The sequence below is a fragment of the Blattabacterium cuenoti BPAA genome, assembly GCF_000348805.1.
Classification (GTDB): Bacteria; Bacteroidota; Bacteroidia; order Flavobacteriales; family Blattabacteriaceae; genus Blattabacterium; species Blattabacterium cuenoti_B.
Window position 1 is genome coordinate 285,629 of sequence record NC_020510.1, and the last position, 16,640, is coordinate 302,268.

The window sequence follows — 16,640 nt, forward strand, 5'->3', positions numbered from 1 at the left end:
AATAGTGATGTTAGATATAATTATTATAATTATAATTTTATATGGTGGATATCATGGATATCAAAAAGGATTAATTTCTCAATTTTTCATGTTTATGATATTTTTTATGTTGATTTTCAAAGGTTTTTATGTCTTTGATGTTGTAAAAAAAATCTTAACAGAAGTCAATATAGTAAGCAAAAAATCCTATATTTTTATAATTGATTCTATCATAATTTCTTTTTTTTCTATTATTTTTGTAGCTTTTATAACTAAAAAAATTATAGAATTCATAATGATTATCACATGGATGAAACCTATCGATAGATTGGGGGGTGGAATATTAGGCATGATTAAATATTTTTTTTTTCTTTCAATATGTATTCTTTTTTTAAAAGAAGCAAATAAAAGAATAGATCTTTTTCCTTATCATTTTTTACAAAATTCCTTTGAAAAAGAATTTCAATTCCTTTTCTATCAAAAAGAATCTTTTTTTAAAAAATTGAAAGAATTATATTTTAAATTTTATGAACTTTAAAAAAAATATTTTTTCTATATTAGAAGAAAAAGAATTCGAGAATTTGACATGGAATATATTCCATTATCAAATAAAATATAACAAAATTTATAAAATTTATCTTCAATCCTTAGAGATAAACCCATTGAAAATCAAAAATATTTCTGAAATTCCTTTTTTACCTATTTCTTTTTTTAAAACGCATCGTATTTTGAGTGGTAGGAGAACGGATTGTTACGATAGTGTTTTTACCAGCAGTGGAACTACTGGGATCAAAAGTAAACATTATGTAAAAAAATTGAGTGTTTATATTGATAGTATTAAAAATGGTTTTGAATTATTTTATGGGCCAATAGAAAAATTTAAGTTTTTAGGATTTTTTCCTCTTTTTCGAAAAGATTCTTCTTTAATTTACATGGTCAAATATTTGATACAAAAAACCCATCAAAATGGAAGTCATTTTGTTCCTTATACTTCTTATAAAGATATACACCTAATTTCCAATCAAAATGATAAAAATATTTTCATTTTTGGACTAAGTTCTTCTTTATTGGATTTTATAGAAGAAAATAATCATTTGAAACAAAATAAAAATCAAAAAAAAGTCATCATTATGGAAACAGGAGGGATGAAAGGAAAAAGAAAAGAAATCATTAGAGAAGAATTGCACGATATTTTAAAAAATTCCTTTTTTGTAAAGGAAATTCATTCGGAATATGGAATGACAGAAATGCTTTCTCAAGCATATGCAAAAAAAAACGGTATATTTCAATGTCCTCCTTGGATGAGAATCTACATAAGAGATCCTGAAGATCCTTTGATACATGTAGATAACAATAAAATAGGAGGAATTGATATTATTGATTTATCGAATTATTTATCTTGTCCTTTTCTTTCTACCGAAGATTTGGGAAAAAAAATTAATGATCGTGAATTCGAAGTATTAGGAAGGATGGATTTTTCAGACATGCGAGGATGTAATTTAATGAACCCCTTTTGTTAGAAAGCTAAAAAGGATGCGTCTTTTTTGGATGAAATATTGGATAATGCATTGTGATACAATAGAATGATATCTTCTATGCTTTCCGTTATTTTTTTTGATTGTAAAAGAAGATCCAACATCAAGAAAGTGTTTTTTGTTCCATATTTATTATGGATAATACCCATAACTTGTTGATTCATTTGCTCCTCTATTTTTTTCAAAATTTGATTTTGTATTGTACAAGGAAATTGAATTTCTTTACAATTTCTATCTGTTGTTATTCTTTTTATGATGTTAAAATGTTCAATCATAAGATGTTCAAGTATTCGCAAATTCTTCTTTTGTTGATATTTTAAAGGTTTATGGCTATTGATTACATGAAACAATGTATGATTCGTAATAATATCTGAAGATTCAATGATTTCTTTAGTTTTGTTATATATATGTAGATAAAGGATTCCAGCAACCGGTTCTCGATTCTCTGTTTTCCTAATCACTTTAATTAAAGAGTTATGTATATTCGTAAAATTTTCTTTTACTTTTAAAAAATGATTTCGACTTTTTTGAAGAGTTTTTAAATTTTCTTGAGTAATTCCTTCTATACTATTTTTGTAAATATTTTCAACATATTCAAGAATCGGTTTTAGAATCTCGAAGGTTTTACTTAAAGTGCCCTCTAAAGTTAGATTCACTATTCCAACAAAAAACGGTTTTTCTTTTATTTTTTGATCTTTCATCTTATTATTATAATAATAAGTTTTATAAATTCGGTAAAACACAAACAAAATCAAACAAATAAGAAAGAATAGAGCCCATGCTTTCAAAAAGTATAGAAAAGTAGCCGTTATCCCTGCCATAGTAAAGGCCATTACCCCTGTTAAAAACCATCCTCTTATGACTTTTAATACGCCTGAAACTCTATAAACAGCACTTTCTCTGTCCCATGCTCTATCTGAAAGAGAAGTACCCATAGATACCATAAAAGTAACAAAAGTAGTAGATAATGGAAGTTTTTGAACTGTGGCTATAGATATCAATATACTGGATATAGTTAAATTAGCAGAAGCCCTAACCAGGTCAAAAGCGACGTTTTCTTCTTTTTGTATTTTTTTTTGCTTAAAGTTTTTTTCTATTTTAACTAGAAGTCTTTTAGGAAACAATCTAAAGAAATGATTTCCTAAATATAAAAAAAATCGAACAATTCCTCTAGAAAAAGAATTGGATAAAAATTTTTCTGGTCCTTCATTTTGTCTACTTAAATTAATTTCTGTACTTGTGATATTTTTGGTTTTTTTTGAAAACCAAAGAGTGAGAATCATAATCATTCCTGCAAAAATTAACCCAGAAGATGGGACTTGTACATTTCCAGATAAACCTTTCATATTGAATTTTTCAGCAGGAGGACTTCCCGATTCTTTCCATATATTATAAGATTGTATTCCAGCTATAGGAATCCCGATAAAATTGACTAAATCATTTCCTGCAAAAGCCATAGCTAAAGAAAAAGTGCCATATAATACGACAAATTTTAATATGTTATATCCTAAAGAAACAAATATTTTTGCGATAACAGTCCAAGTTGAAAATAATATCAGCAAAAAGATCAAAAAATTATGGTGAATCCATTTTATGAAATGTTGAATAAATAAGGAAAATCCTGTTAAATCTTCAACCATAAAACCCTGTAAAGTACTATGCAATCCTCTTACTATGAGAAAATAAGTCATACTGCTCAATGAAATGGCACTCCATATGACCCCTATATATTTTAATCTACTTTCATATTCAAAACTAAATAAAAAACGAATAAAATAGTGAATAAAAGCACCAGAAGTAAAAGAAATGAGAATAGATAAAAAAATTCCTATACTAATGGTGAATGTTTTTTCCGCCTTAATATATAGAGTTAAATGATGAAAGGGTTCATTATTAAATGGAGAAGTGATTTTTATCATGGCTATGCTGAAAGCAGCGCCTAATAAACAAAAAACCATAGATACTGTAGTAGAAGTGGGAAATCCTAAAGTGTTAAAAACATCCAGTAAAATAATATCTGAGATCATAACCGCTAAAAAAATAAAAATAATATCTGAAAAATAAAAATAAGAAGGATCAAAAACCCCTTTTCTTGCTACTTCCATCATTCCGCTAGACAAAAAAGCCCCTAACAAAATACCTAAACTAGCAAAAACCATAATTGTTCTACGAGAAGCAACTTGAGATCCAATAGCAGAATTGAGAAAATTAACGGCATCATTAATTAAACCAACAATAAGATCAAATATAGATAAGAAAAAAAGAACCACTATAATTGAGGAATAAAAAAGTTTCATAATCAGAGGTATTATTGAATTCACACAAAAAACAAAAGTATATTTTTCAGGTTTTTTATAAAAAAAAAGGAAATCATTTTTATGATTTTACAATTTTTTTTAAAGATTCTTTAATGAGATTTTCTACAGAAAATTCTGGATTTTTATCCAAAATATCATCCAAAACTTTTTTAGACTTTTGAGGAGAAAATCCAAGTATACTCAAAGCACTTAAAGCTTCTTTTTTTATTAAATAAGGAGTATTTTCCAATAGTTTCACGTTTTTTTCTTTTTTAGGAATAATTCCTTTAATAATTTTATCTTTTAGTTCGATAATAATTTTTTGAGCTGTTTTTGTTCCAATTCCTTTAACTTTGTTTAGGACTTTTATATCTTCTTTAGATATAGATTTTTCTATTTCATATGGAGTCATAGAAGATAATAACATGATAGCAGAACTGGGGCCTATTCCATTCACGGAGATCAAATAAGAAAATATTTTTCTTTCTTTTTTATCAAAAAAACCGTACAAAACATGTTGATTTTCTTTGATAAACAGATAAGTATGTATACAAATATCTTTTCCTTCTTTTTCTACTAATAAAGAAGAATAGGTATATGAGGATATATGAATATGATATCCGACTCCATGACAATCTATGATTAAATAAGATTTCTCTTTTTCTACTAACTTTCCTCTTAAGTGTGTTATCACAATATTATCTGATCAATTCAATAGATAATAAACCCTAAACAAGTTATTTTTTTCTAAAAAAAATTTGTATGGGAACTCCTATAAAATCAAAGTGAGAACGAATTTTATTTTCAACAAATCTTTTATAAGATTCTTTTATGTATTGAGGAAAATTAGAAAAAAAAATAAATTTTGGCGTGCATGAAGGCAACTGAGTACAATATTTTATAGTTATGAATTTATTTTTTTTCTTAGGAGTAGGAGGTTTTTTTTTCAAAATTGGTAACATAATTTTATTTAAAATATTTGTTTTTAATCTGTGATTACGGGATTTTAAAACATGATAAGCCATGGGAAGAATCTTGTGTATTCCATCTTTATTTTTGGCGGATATAAAAAAAATGGGAACATTGTAAAATGGATAAATTTTTTTTCGGATCAAACATTCGTAATCTTTTTGTGTATAAACATTTTTTTTATGAAATAAATCCCATTTGTTAACAAGAATTATAATTCCTTTATGATTTTTTTTCACTAATCTAAAAATATTCATATCCTGTTTTTCCCATCCACGATCTGCATCTATCATTAAAAAACAAACATCCGCATATTCTATTGTTTTAAACGTTCTCATAGTAGAATAAAATTCAATGTTATCTCTGATTTTTGATTTTTTTCTGACGCCAGGTGTATCTACTAAAATACACTCATATTTTTTGTAAAATACATCTAGACTATCTCTGGTTGTCCCCGAAATATTTGTCACAATGTGATGGTTTTTATTTAGAAAAGAGTTAATCAAAGTTGATTTTCCGACATTAGGACGTCCTATTATTGAAAAACGAGGAAACGATTTGTTTTCCAATAATATGTTTTCTTTTTTTTTCAATAATTCCTGTTTGAATATTTCTATTAATTTATCTAGTAATTCTCCCGTACCACTTCCATTTATAGCTGATATATAGTAATATCTTTCAAATCCTAAACGGAAAAAATCTGTATCGGAATATATAGATTTTCCATTATCTACTTTATTCACAACTAATAAAATGATTTTTTTACATTTTCTTAATATTTTAGAAATTTCTATATCTGCATCTAAGATTCCTATTTTGATATCTATTAAAAATAAAATAACATCAGATTCTTTGATAGCTATGAAAATTTGGTTTTTGATTTCTTTTTCAAGTACATCATTTGTTAAAACAGAAAAACCTCCTGTGTCTATGATAGAAAATTGTACTCCATTCCATTCTGAACTTCCATAAATACGATCTCTTGTCACTCCACTTGTAACATGAACAATTGCTTTTCGTCTTCCTACAAGACGATTAAACAAAGTTGATTTTCCGACATTAGGACGTCCTACTATAGATACGATATAATTCATTTTTAATAAATTATTCACAAAGGTAGAATTTTTTCATTAGTTTCATTCTTAGATTATTAGTCAAAGTGTATATTCACAAAAAAAAATAATGCGTTGCGTATAGATATTGTTAGTATAGTGCCTGAAATTCTTCATAGTCCTTTTTCTAATTCTATTATTAAAAGGGCAATTCATAAAGGGGTAATTGATCTTCACGTTCATGATTTACGTAAATATGGTTTAGGAAAACGAAAAAATGTAGATGATTATCCTTATGGAGGTGGATCAGGAATGGTCATTAGAATAGAGCCTGTATATCAATGTTTTTCAACACTTTTATCAGAAAGAAATTATGACGAAAAAATTTTTATGACTCCTGATGGAAAATTATTTTCACAAAAATATGCTCAATATTTAATTGATAAGAAAAATATTCTGATTCTTTGTGGTCGTTATAAAGGAATTGATCAAAGAATTAGAGATCACTTAATATCTAAAGAAATATCTATTGGAAATTATATTTTATCTGGAGGAGAACTTGCTGCTGCTGTTGTTGTAGAATCTATAGTTAGATTATTACCTGGAGTAATCCAAAATCAAGATTCCATTCTTACAGATTCTTTTCATCAAAGAGAATCTTTCATAGCTCCTCCCATTTATACTCGTCCAGTGATTTATAAAGGATGGTCTGTTCCAAAAATACTTTTATCTGGACATCATAAGAAAATAAAAGATTGGTTGGATCAAAAATCCATGAAAATTAAACAAAAATCGGATTTTTAGAGGATTCGTCAAAATAGATTTTGCTATAGATTAATCGTTTTATAACTTGATCGATTTGATCAAAATTAAATTTTTTGAGAACATCTTGCATCAAATTTCTAATTTGTGTGTTACATAAATTTCCTATACTTCCTTCATGAGAATAACAACTATTAGTAAAGGGCTTGAAACATCCATTTTGAATATCTAAACCTACTTTTTGATAAGCTTCCCTAAAAGAATATCCTTTTTCAACAACCAGCTTGTTTACGACTTCTACACTAAACAAGTATTGATACTTTTCATCCTGAATAATATCCTTTTTTACTGTGATATGATTCAACATATATTGAAACATGAAAAAACATTTTTTTATTTCTTCAAAAATAGGAAGAAACCTTTCTTTAATGATTTGAAAATCTCTATGATATCCGGAACATAAATTAGAAGAAATCAAAGAGATTTCGTTAGGTAACGATGTAATTCTATTACATTTAGCTCGTATAATCTCAAAAACATCTGGATTTTTCTTATGAGGCATAATGCTAGATCCGGTAGTAAGATGATCAGGAAAACTAATGAAATTAAAATTTTGGCTTAAATATAAACAAATATCTTGTGACATTTTACTTAAAGTTCTTGCCAAAGAAGAAATAGATTCTGAAACAATTCTTTCCATTTTTCCACGTCCCATTTGAGCATATATTACATTATAATTTAAATTTTCGAAACCCAGTAAATCGGTAGTCATTTTTCGATTTAAAGGCAAAGAAGATCCATAACCTGCTGCGGACCCTAAAGGATTTTTGTTTACGATACAATATGCGGTTTGCATTAATAGTAAATCATCGATTAAACTTTCTGCATATGCGGCAAACCAAAGACCAAAAGAAGAAGGCATCGCTATTTGATAATGAGTATAACCAGGCATTAATATGTTTTTATGTTTTTCACTTAATTTTAATAATAAATCGAAAAAAGAATAAGTCATGTCTACGATTTCCTTGATTTCTGTACGAACAAAAAGTTTTAAATCCACCAAAATTTGATCATTTCTGGATCTTCCACTATGGATTTTTTTTCCGACTTCTCCTAAACGATTGCTTAACAAAAATTCGATCTGAGAATGAATATCTTCTATTCCTTCATCTATCTTAAAATTATTTTTTAAAATTTCGTAAACATAAATGTTACGCAATTCCTGAATTAAAATTCTGAAATCTTTTTGATTTAATAATCCTATACTCTTCAACATAATAACATGAGCTATGGTCCCCATAACATCATGTGGGGCTAAAAATAAATCTATTTTTGAATCCTGACTTGAAGTAAAACTTTCGATTTCTTTATTGAAACGAAAATTCGTTTTTTTTTCCCAAATTTTCACGAAATAATATTTTTTCTATCTTTGATAAATTATAAGATAAAACTATAAATTTTATGTAAAAAATAAAATTCATGGATATATGAATAAAAAACATAATACAATCAAAGATTATACAGCAGATAGTATTCAATCTCTTGAAGGAATCGAACATATTAGACTCAGACCCTCTATGTATATTGGAGACGTGGGAATTAGAGGTTTACACCATTTAGTTTACGAAGTTATAGATAATTCTGTAGATGAAGCCTTAGCAGGTTTTTGCAATAAAATATGGGTAACAATTCATAAAAATGGATTTATCACTGTACTTGACAATGGACGCGGAATTCCAATAGACGTTCATAAAAAAGAAGGAAAATCGGCTCTAGAAGTCGTTATGACTAAAATTGGAGCAGGTGGTAAATTTGATAAAAATTCTTATAAAGTTTCTGGAGGATTACACGGAGTAGGAATTTCTTGTGTCAATGCTCTGTCTGAAAAACTTATAGTTACAATTTATCGTAACGAAAAAATTTATCAACAAGAGTATTTTAAAGGAAAAGCCCTATATCCTGTCAAATGTTTAGGAAAAACTCATATGCAAGGAACAAAAATTGATTATCTTGCTGATCATTCTATTTTTAGTTCCATTATATATCATTATGAAATTTTAGCTAATCGATTAAACGAGTTGTCTTTTTTAAATAAAGGTTTGTATTTATTTTTAAAAGATGAAAGAAAAAATATAAAAGAACATTTTTTTTCTAAAAATGGATTAAGAGAATACCTACCAATTTTAGATAAAAATCAGGAGTCTTTAACCAAAAATATTCTTTTTATTGAAGGAGAGAAAGATAATACAATTGTAGAAGTCGCAATGCAATACAATACTTCTTTTAAAGAAAAAATTTATTCTTATGTTAACAACATAAATACTAATGAAGGAGGAACTCATCTTTCTGGTTTTCGAAGAGCATTAACAAGAACGTTTAAAAAATATGCAGAAGGTTTTTTATCTCATAAAATAGAATTCACTGGAGATGATTTTAGAGAAGGGATTACAGCTATTATATCTGTGAGAATAATGGACCCTCAATTTGAAGGACAAACTAAAACAAAATTAAGTAATCACGAAGTAGGAGGCATTGTGGACAAAATTGTGGGAGATGCATTATATAGTTATCTAGAAGAACACCCTAGTGATAGAAAAAAAATTTTTGATAAAATTATATTAGCAGCTAAAGCGCGTCAAGCAGCTAAAAAGGCTCGTGAGTTAATACAGAAAAAAACTCCTATAAGTAGTATTTTACCTGGAAAACTTGCAGATTGTTCTTTCAATAATCCAGAAAACTGTGAAATTTATTTAGTAGAAGGAGATTCTGCCGGAGGGACAGCTAAACAAGGAAGAGATAGAAAATTTCAAGCTATTTTACCTTTGCGAGGGAAAATTCTAAATGTGGAAAAAGCTATGCAGTACAAAATATTTGAAAATGAGGAAATAAAAAATATATTTACTTCTTTAGGAGTTTCTATTGGACCAGAAGAAGACCAAAAAATATTAAATATACAAAAACTTAGATATAATAAAATTATTATTATGACAGATGCAGATATAGATGGAAGTCATATTTCTACTTTAATTTTAACATTATTTTTTCGTTATATGAAACCCTTAATAGAAAAAGGATACGTTTATATTGCTACACCTCCACTTTATTTTATTCGAAAAGGAAATCATTATCAATATGCTTGGAATGATCAAGAAAGAGAAAACATTATTCATCAATTAGGAGGAAGAAAATCTGTCAATATACAACGATATAAAGGATTAGGAGAAATGAATGCAGAACAACTTTGGGAAACCACTATGAATCCAAAAAAAAGAACTTTACGTAAAGTAAATATAGATGATGATTCGGAAGCAAACAACATTTTCTCTATTCTTATGGGAGACGAAGTCCCCCCACGAAGAAATTTTATAGAAAAAAATGCGATACATGCAAAAATTGATGTTTAGTTTGTTTGTTTTGTTGAATTAAGTGAGTAAAATATAATCGATCATATCGTTGTTATGAATTATATTCAATCAATCCTATTAGGAATCATTGAGGGAATGACAGAATTTTTTCCGATTTCTTCTACAGGACACATGATTCTTGCCGCTTCTATAATGGGAATACTCGAAAATAAAATAACGAATTTATTTCTTATTTCTGTTCAGTTTGGAGCCATTTTATCTGTAATTTTTTTGTATAGAAACAAGTTCTTTTTTCAAAAATTGGATTTTTATCTCAAAATTTTTTTAGCTAGTTTTCCTGTAGGGATTTTTGGTTTGTTATTGAACAAAATTATCAATTTTTTTTTAGATCAACCACTAATAGTCGCTTTATCTCTTTTGATAGGAGGATTAGTGATTGTGAAAGTAGAAATGTTTTATGAAAAAAATTTTTATAATAGAAAAAATCATATTACTTACTCAAAAGCTTTTATTATTGGATTATTTCAATGTATGGCTTTAATTCCAGGAGTGTCTAGAAGTGCAACAACCATTGTTGCCTGTATGCTACAAAATGTGAATAAAATAAAAGCTATTGAATTTTCTTTTTTTTTATCTGTACCTGTTATTGGAATTGCTACATGTAAAAAATTATTCGACTATTATTTTCAATTAAATTCTTTCACATTGAAAGATTTAGAATTATTGTTATTAGGAAATATAGTATCTTTTGTTACTGGAATAATAGCTATCAAATGTTTCATAAAATATTTAAAGAATTTTAAATTATTCGGATACTATAGAATTGTTTTAGGAATTTGTTTTCTTATTGTACATTATTTCATCAAACCGATTGGAAAATTTTGATTCCAAATTTATCAGAATTTAAAAATGGAAAAATATTGTTAGTAGATAAACCATGGGGGTGGACTTCTTTCAACATTGTTAAAAAAATCAGAAGTTTTATTCTTAATGCTACCACTATAAATATAAAAAAAGAAAAATTAAAAATCGGACATGCAGGAACTTTAGATCCTTTTGCTACAGGTTTATTAATTGTCCTAACAGGAAAATATACGAAAAAAGTAAATGAAATTCAAAATTATAAAAAAGTTTATACAGGTATTATAAAATTAGGCTGCGAAACCTTATCTTTTGATTCAGAAACAGAAGAGTATAATTTTTCTGCCATTTCGCATATTACTCCTCAATTGATTAAAAAAATATCTAAAAAATTTTTGGGAGAAATAGATCAATATCCCCCATATTTTTCTGCCTTAAAAACAAAAGGAAAAAGATTCTATGAATATGCTAGAAAAGGGATAAAAATAGTTCGACAATCTAGACGTGTAAAAATTTATAAATTTCATATCCTAAAAATAGGAATTCCTTACATCAAATTTTTTATAGAATGTGGAAAAGGAACTTATATTCGATCTATAGCTCAAGATTTTGGTAAAGCGCTTCGAAGCGGAGCTTATATCCTCTCTTTAAGAAGAGAACGGATAGGAAATTTTTCTATGAGTTGTTCTTCTATAGAATTAAAAATTTCAAAAAAATTTCCATGTTACTTATTGGATTAAATTTTTTTATATTTTTGGTTGTACCATGCATGAAATTTTTTTTGGTGTTCTTCATTAGTTAATCCGCCCTTTTTGACTCCTTCTAATAAATGTTTTTTCAATAAAACACCAGTTTTATAAAAAATGGATTTTACCGTATTGGTAGGTTGTGCTCCTTTCATTAGCCAGGATAGAGCATGTTGCATTTTTAATACAGTTGAAGGAGGATCCGTATGAGGATTGTAAGTTCCTAATTTTTCAATAAATTTTCCATCTCTTGGAGCACGAGAATCAGCTACAACTATATGATAAATAGGTTTATGTTTTTTTCCAATTCTTTTTAAACGAATTTTTACGGACATAATTTTATTAATTTATATTATATATAAAACCTTTTAAGATTTTTATAGAAAAGTAGCCCAAATTTAGATATAATTATCATGTTTTTGAAAAAAAATGGTATATATTTACATTTTTCCATAGACCCGTTGTGTAACGGTAGCACAGCAGATTTTGGTTCTGTTAGTTGGGGTTCGAGTCCCTACGGGTCTGTCTGTTCCCATTATTATTGGATTGATTGGTTTCTTGTCAGAGAAAAAAATGAGTATTGGAATGAAAATAAAAAAAGAAAAAGTTTTATTAATAGCTTTTTTAAGTGTTTTAGCATATGTCTTTATTCATTTATCAAAATCCTTATTAGGATTAGATAAATTTAATCTTTGTATATTAAGATGTTTCGTGATATCTATTTTCATATTGTATTCTTTTATGAAAAAAGACTTAACTACTTGGATTTTATTATCCATTATCATAGGAATAGAAATGGGATTAGATTTGCCAAGAATTGCTGTGGAACTCAGATTTTTATCTCAAATATTTCTGAGATTGATTAAGACTATCATTGCTCCAATATTGTTTTCCACTTTGGTAGTTGGAATAGCAAGTCATTCTAATATTAAACAATTAGGGAGCATGGGATGGAAATCCTTACTATATTTTGAAGTGGTGACAACTTTAGCTTTGTTTATTGGTCTTATTGCAATTAATATATCTCAGGCTGGAGTAGGCATTGTTATGCCTTCAGGAATGACGGAACAACAATTACCAAAAGTAGAAAGTAAAACTTGGCAAGACACAATTATTCATGTTTTTCCGGAAAATTTTATAAAATCCATCTATCATGGAGATGTATTGCCAATAGTGGTATTTTCCGTTATATTTGGGATATCCATGGTTTTTTTAGAAGATAAAAAAAGAAGTCCGATATTATTGTTTGCAGAAAGTCTTTCAGAAATCATGTTCAAATTTACTAAAATTATTATGTATTTTGCTCCTATAGGAGTAGGGTCCGCTATTGCTTATACAGTAGGACATATGGGTTTGGATATTTTATATAATTTATTTCAATTGTTATTGACCCTTTATATTGCTTTACTGATTTTTTTGATAGTTGTTTTGCTTCCTATTCTTTTGTGGATTAAAGTTCCTTTAAAAGGTTTTGTAAAAGCATTAACTGAACCTGTATCACTCGCGTTTGCGACTACGAGTTCCGAATCCGCCTTACCTTTACTTATGGAAAATTTAGAAAAATTAGGTGTTCCCAGAAAAATCATAGCTTTTGTGATTCCTACAGGTTATAGCTTTAACTTAGATGGAACCACTCTTTATTTATCTTTAGCAACTGTTTTTGTAGCACAAGCTTCTGGGATTCCTTTGAGTTTTAGTCAACAAATATTGATAGGACTAACGTTAATTTTAACTAGTAAAGGAGTTGCTGGAGTTCCTAGAGCATCTTTAGTCATTCTTTTAGCTACTGTGTCTTCTTTTGGATTACCAACTTGGCCTATATTAGCGATTATAGGAATAGATGAATTAATGGATATGGCTAGAACTACCGTAAATGTCATAGGAAATGGCTTAGCAAGTTGTGTCATAGCTCGTTCTGAAGGAGAATTTGATGAAAAAAAAATGTTAGATTATATTAAAAAAAAAAGTAAAAATGATTCGTAATTGAATTTTGAAAAAAAATTGTTTTTTTATAGAAAAAAAAAATATACTATAGTACCCCCTCCAAATGGAGTAGTCACAAGCAAGAGTCATTCCAATCTTGCTTTAATTAAATACTGGGGAAAACAGAATAATAAAATTCAAATTCCGTTGAATTCGTCTATTAGTTATTCTTTAGGAAAAGTATACACAGTTACACGATTAATTTATCAAGAGAAAAAAAAGAAGAATTTCTCTATAAGAATATTTTTTTCAGGAAAAGAAAAAACTAATTTTCTTCCAAAAATTTTAGAATTTTTTCATAGGATTTCACTTTATTGTTCCTATTTACGAGATTTGAATTTTATTATAGAAACCTATAATACTTTTCCACATAGTAGTGGAATAGCTTCTTCTGCTTCTTCCATGAGTGCTTTAGCATTATGTATCATGAAAATAGAAAAGAAATTAGTTTCCTCTTTAAAAGAAGATTTTTTTTTCAAAAAAGCTTCTTTTTTAGCCAGATTAGGTTCTGGAAGTGCTTGCAGATCTATTTATCCTGGACTTGTTGTTTGGGGATGTCATAAATCCATAAAAGGAAGTAATAATCTTTATGCTATACCATATCCATATGAAGTCCATTCCATTTTTACAAAAATAGAAAATACGATTTTAATCGTAGATGATCAACCTAAAAAAATATTGAGTTCAAAAGGTCATCAATTAATGAATAAGCATCCTTATGCTAGAGATAGATTGAAATGTGCTAATTCAAATATGAATCGACTGATATCTATATTAAAAATAGGAGATTTTCAAGAATTTGGAGAATTAATAGAACATGAAGCCTTGACTCTTCATGCCATGATCATGACTTCTCGTCCCTATTTTTTATGGATGAGACCAAATACTCTGAACGTCATTCAGACGGTATGGGATTTTAGAAAACAGAACAATAAAAATATTTATTTTACACTAGATGCAGGTGCCAATGTTCATCTTTTATATCCTATTCAAGAAAAAACATTTATCTTAAAATGGATATATAGTGATTTATTTTCTTATTGTAAGAAAATTATAGAAAGTTTTTGTTTGTATAATTATTAGTTATCTTTGTTTTTTCGTATTTTGGTGGACGTAGCTCAGTTGGTTTAGAGCATCAGATTGTGGTTCTGAGGGTCGCCGGTTCGAATCCGGTCGCCCACCCAAAAAATTTTTTTAATAATTAATTTAATACCTTTTTGATTCTTGTAAAGGCTTCTATGATTTTATCTTCTGATGAAGCATAAGAAATTCGTAAACATTCATTATCCCCAAAAGCACTGCCACTAACGGTAGCTACTTGAGCTTTTTCAAGTAAAAATTCAGAAAATTCATATGAATTTTGAATCATTTTTCCATGTAATTTTTTTCCAAAAAAACTTGAAACTTTTGGAAAAATATAAAAAGCTCCATTCGGTTGATAAAATTGAAATCCATCAATTTCTTTTATCATATCCAAAACTAAATTTTTTCTTTTTTCAAACTCTTTGATCATATATTCTATTTTATTGGGATGAGCTGACAATGCAGTAATAGCAGCTCTCTGTGCAATAGAATTAGCACAAGATGTCATCTGTCCCTGTATTTTATCGCAAGATTGAGCAATCCATTCTGGAGCTCCAAGATATCCAATTCTCCAACCTGTCATGGAAAAAGCCTTAGATAATCCATTTACTGTGATAACTTGATGATAAATATCAGGAAATATAGCAATACTGGCATGTTTTTCTGAGTAACAAATATGTTCATAGATTTCATCAGAAAGAATCATAATTTGTGGATATTTTTTAAAAACTTCTGATAAATCTTTTAATTCTTTATAAGAATAAACGCTTCCGGTAGGATTACAAGGACTACTGAAAAGAAATAATTTTGTTTTAGATGTAATCGCTTTTTCTAATTGATCTGGATCAATCTTAAAATTTTTCTCCATAACTGTTGGAATTATAACAGGATCAGATTCACAAAACTTTACCATCTGTAAATAACTAACCCAATAAGGAGCGGGAATAATAACTTCATCATCTTTATTCAACAAAGATAACAGAACATTCATAATAGCTTGTTTGGCTCCGGTAGAAACTACAATTTGAGAAGGAGTGTATTGTAATAGATTATCACGGTAGAATTTTTCGCATATTACTTTTTTAAGTTCGAAATATCCGGATACGGGAGTATAATAATGATATCCTTCATCTATAGCTTTTTTTGCAGCGGATAAAACAAAATTAGGAGGGGAAAAATCGGGTTCTCCTAAACTCAAGTTGATAACGTCATAACCTTCATTTTTTAATTTTCTGGCTTTAGATGACATAGCTATGGTTTGTGAATAAGATATATTCTGTAAACGATGGGATAATCTATTTTTCATAGAAATTTTTATTGGAATTATTTGAAATGATTACAAATCTAAATAAATTTGGTTATAAGTTTATGGATCCATTAATATGGAATTAATTAAAAAATATTTTCCAAATCTATTGAATCAACAAATCTATAGATTGTCTTCTTTAAAAAATTTATATGCGTATTGGAATGTATACGTGAATTTAGTTTCTAGAAAAACATTTCACGATTTTTATCAACAACACGTCCTGTTTTGTTTAGGAATCGCTAAAGTATTTTATTTTTATCCTGGATCATGTGTTATGGATTTAGGTACAGGAGGAGGATTTCCTGGAATTCCTTTATCCATAGTTTTTCCTCATACAAAATTTATATTAGTGGATTCTATTAGAAAAAAAATTAAAATTATAGAAAAAATCATAGATCATCTTCATTTAAAAAATGCGTATCCTATTTGGATACGTGCAGAAAAATTAGAAAATAAATTTGATTTTGTAGTTACTAGAGCTGTAAACAAAATAAATATCATCCATAATTGGATAAAAGATAAATTTAAATATAAATCCAATTCTAGAATCCAAAATGGAGCTTTATATCTAAAAGGAGGTAATCTTTATGATGAATTAAAAAAATTTCCTCATGCAATAGAATATCCTTTAAATCATTATTTTGAAGAACCATTTTTTAGAAAAAAAAAAGTTATTTGGATTTCCAACATTTAATAATA

Annotated in this window: 15 protein-coding genes and 2 tRNA genes; 11 read left to right on the top strand and 6 right to left on the bottom strand. The window is 27.7% G+C overall.

The features are described from left to right. The first annotated feature begins 7 nt into the window (after positions 1–7). Together BPAA_RS01350 and BPAA_RS01355 are read left to right on the top strand one after the other, a co-directional pair. Positions 8–517, top strand: coding sequence for a CvpA family protein (locus BPAA_RS01350; protein WP_023469931.1), 510 nt, complete (start codon positions 8–10; stop codon positions 515–517). Further along, on the top strand, positions 507–1,499 hold the full coding sequence (locus tag BPAA_RS01355; RefSeq protein WP_015429888.1) for a LuxE/PaaK family acyltransferase: 993 nt from the start codon (positions 507–509) through the stop codon (positions 1,497–1,499). Before BPAA_RS01350 ends, BPAA_RS01355 begins: the two co-directional genes overlap by 11 nt. Here the strand turns inward: BPAA_RS01355 and BPAA_RS01360 are convergent. The 3 genes from BPAA_RS01360 to der form a co-directional block, all read right to left on the bottom strand. Next, positions 1,496–3,811, bottom strand: coding sequence for an inorganic phosphate transporter (locus BPAA_RS01360; RefSeq protein ID WP_015429889.1), 2,316 nt, complete (start codon positions 3,809–3,811; stop codon positions 1,496–1,498). The genes BPAA_RS01355 and BPAA_RS01360 overlap by 4 nt on opposite strands. A 79-nt stretch (positions 3,812–3,890) precedes the next feature. Then, on the bottom strand, positions 3,891–4,505 hold the full coding sequence (ruvA, locus tag BPAA_RS01365; RefSeq protein ID WP_015429890.1) for a Holliday junction branch migration protein RuvA: 615 nt from the start codon (positions 4,503–4,505) through the stop codon (positions 3,891–3,893). A 43-nt stretch (positions 4,506–4,548) separates the two neighbouring features. Continuing rightward, a complete protein-coding gene (gene der, locus BPAA_RS01370) occupies positions 4,549–5,874 on the bottom strand; it encodes a ribosome biogenesis GTPase Der (RefSeq protein WP_041178669.1) in 1,326 nt (441 codons plus the stop codon). Positions 5,875–5,967: 93 nt separating this feature from the next. Between der and trmD the strand changes: the two genes are divergently transcribed. Further along, entirely contained in the window at positions 5,968–6,636 is a 669-nt protein-coding gene (trmD, locus tag BPAA_RS01375) for a tRNA (guanosine(37)-N1)-methyltransferase TrmD (RefSeq protein ID WP_015429892.1), read from the top strand. Here trmD and argH read toward each other — a convergent pair. Beyond that, positions 6,614–8,002, bottom strand: a complete 1,389-nt coding sequence (argH, locus tag BPAA_RS01380; protein ID WP_015429893.1) for an argininosuccinate lyase — start codon at positions 8,000–8,002, stop codon at positions 6,614–6,616. The genes trmD and argH overlap by 23 nt on opposite strands. A 79-nt stretch (positions 8,003–8,081) precedes the next feature. Between argH and gyrB the strand changes: the two genes are divergently transcribed. Genes gyrB through truB form a run of 3 tightly spaced genes read left to right on the top strand, consistent with a single transcriptional unit; the run spans position 8,082 to position 11,560 of the window. Continuing rightward, a complete protein-coding gene (gyrB, locus tag BPAA_RS01385; RefSeq protein WP_015429894.1) occupies positions 8,082–9,998 on the top strand; it encodes a DNA topoisomerase (ATP-hydrolyzing) subunit B in 1,917 nt (638 codons plus the stop codon). Between the two features lie 54 nt (positions 9,999–10,052). Further along, positions 10,053–10,844 (top strand): undecaprenyl-diphosphate phosphatase, encoded by a 792-nt coding sequence (locus BPAA_RS01390; RefSeq protein ID WP_015429895.1) that lies wholly within the window; start codon positions 10,053–10,055, stop codon positions 10,842–10,844. Beyond that, on the top strand, positions 10,841–11,560 hold the full coding sequence (gene truB, locus BPAA_RS01395) for a tRNA pseudouridine(55) synthase TruB (protein ID WP_015429896.1): 720 nt from the start codon (positions 10,841–10,843) through the stop codon (positions 11,558–11,560). Before BPAA_RS01390 ends, truB begins: the two co-directional genes overlap by 4 nt. On the opposite strand, the gene rpsP is transcribed toward truB, so the two are convergent. Continuing rightward, positions 11,557–11,901: a 30S ribosomal protein S16 gene (rpsP, locus tag BPAA_RS01400; protein WP_015429897.1), complete on the bottom strand. Its 345-nt coding sequence runs from the start codon at positions 11,899–11,901 to the stop codon at positions 11,557–11,559. The genes truB and rpsP overlap by 4 nt on opposite strands. Before the next feature lie 119 nt (positions 11,902–12,020). Here rpsP and BPAA_RS01405 point away from each other — a divergent pair. The 4 genes from BPAA_RS01405 to BPAA_RS01420 all read left to right on the top strand — a co-directional run bounded on the left by BPAA_RS01405 (position 12,021) and on the right by BPAA_RS01420 (position 14,731). Beyond that, positions 12,021–12,091 (top strand) — tRNA-Gln (locus BPAA_RS01405). A 48-nt stretch (positions 12,092–12,139) separates the two neighbouring features. Beyond that, entirely contained in the window at positions 12,140–13,549 is a 1,410-nt protein-coding gene (locus BPAA_RS01410) for a dicarboxylate/amino acid:cation symporter (protein ID WP_015429898.1), read from the top strand. Next, positions 13,550–14,632, top strand: a complete 1,083-nt coding sequence (locus BPAA_RS01415) for a diphosphomevalonate decarboxylase (RefSeq protein WP_015429899.1) — start codon at positions 13,550–13,552, stop codon at positions 14,630–14,632. Between the two features lie 24 nt (positions 14,633–14,656). Further along, positions 14,657–14,731 (top strand) — tRNA-His (locus BPAA_RS01420). Between the two features lie 19 nt (positions 14,732–14,750). Here BPAA_RS01420 and BPAA_RS01425 read toward each other — a convergent pair. Then, the gene (locus BPAA_RS01425) at positions 14,751–15,938 is read right to left on the bottom strand and encodes a pyridoxal phosphate-dependent aminotransferase (RefSeq protein ID WP_015429900.1); all 1,188 of its coding nucleotides are present in this window, start codon (positions 15,936–15,938) and stop codon (positions 14,751–14,753) included. 76 nt (positions 15,939–16,014) lie between these two features. On the opposite strand from BPAA_RS01425, the gene rsmG reads away from it, so the two are divergent. Next, complete coding sequence (gene rsmG / locus BPAA_RS01430) at positions 16,015–16,635, top strand: 16S rRNA (guanine(527)-N(7))-methyltransferase RsmG (protein ID WP_015429901.1); 621 nt, start codon at positions 16,015–16,017, stop codon at positions 16,633–16,635. The last annotated feature ends 5 nt before the right edge of the window (positions 16,636–16,640 follow it).

What these genes read in the sequence shown, in the direction of transcription:
- BPAA_RS01350 (WP_023469931.1), top strand. Translation starts at nt 8, where the DNA reads ATGTTAGATATAATTATTATAATTATAATTTTATATGGTGGATATCAT.
- BPAA_RS01355 (WP_015429888.1), top strand. Translation starts at nt 507, where the DNA reads ATGAACTTTAAAAAAAATATTTTTTCTATATTAGAAGAAAAAGAATTC.
- BPAA_RS01360 (WP_015429889.1), bottom strand. Translation starts at nt 3,811, where the DNA reads ATGAAACTTTTTTATTCCTCAATTATAGTGGTTCTTTTTTTCTTATCT.
- der (WP_041178669.1), bottom strand. Translation starts at nt 5,874, where the DNA reads ATGAATTATATCGTATCTATAGTAGGACGTCCTAATGTCGGAAAATCA.
- gyrB (WP_015429894.1), top strand. Translation starts at nt 8,082, where the DNA reads ATGAATAAAAAACATAATACAATCAAAGATTATACAGCAGATAGTATT.
- BPAA_RS01390 (WP_015429895.1), top strand. Translation starts at nt 10,053, where the DNA reads ATGAATTATATTCAATCAATCCTATTAGGAATCATTGAGGGAATGACA.
- rpsP (WP_015429897.1), bottom strand. Translation starts at nt 11,901, where the DNA reads ATGTCCGTAAAAATTCGTTTAAAAAGAATTGGAAAAAAACATAAACCT.
- BPAA_RS01410 (WP_015429898.1), top strand. Translation starts at nt 12,140, where the DNA reads ATGAGTATTGGAATGAAAATAAAAAAAGAAAAAGTTTTATTAATAGCT.
- BPAA_RS01425 (WP_015429900.1), bottom strand. Translation starts at nt 15,938, where the DNA reads ATGAAAAATAGATTATCCCATCGTTTACAGAATATATCTTATTCACAA.
- rsmG (WP_015429901.1), top strand. Translation starts at nt 16,015, where the DNA reads ATGGAATTAATTAAAAAATATTTTCCAAATCTATTGAATCAACAAATC.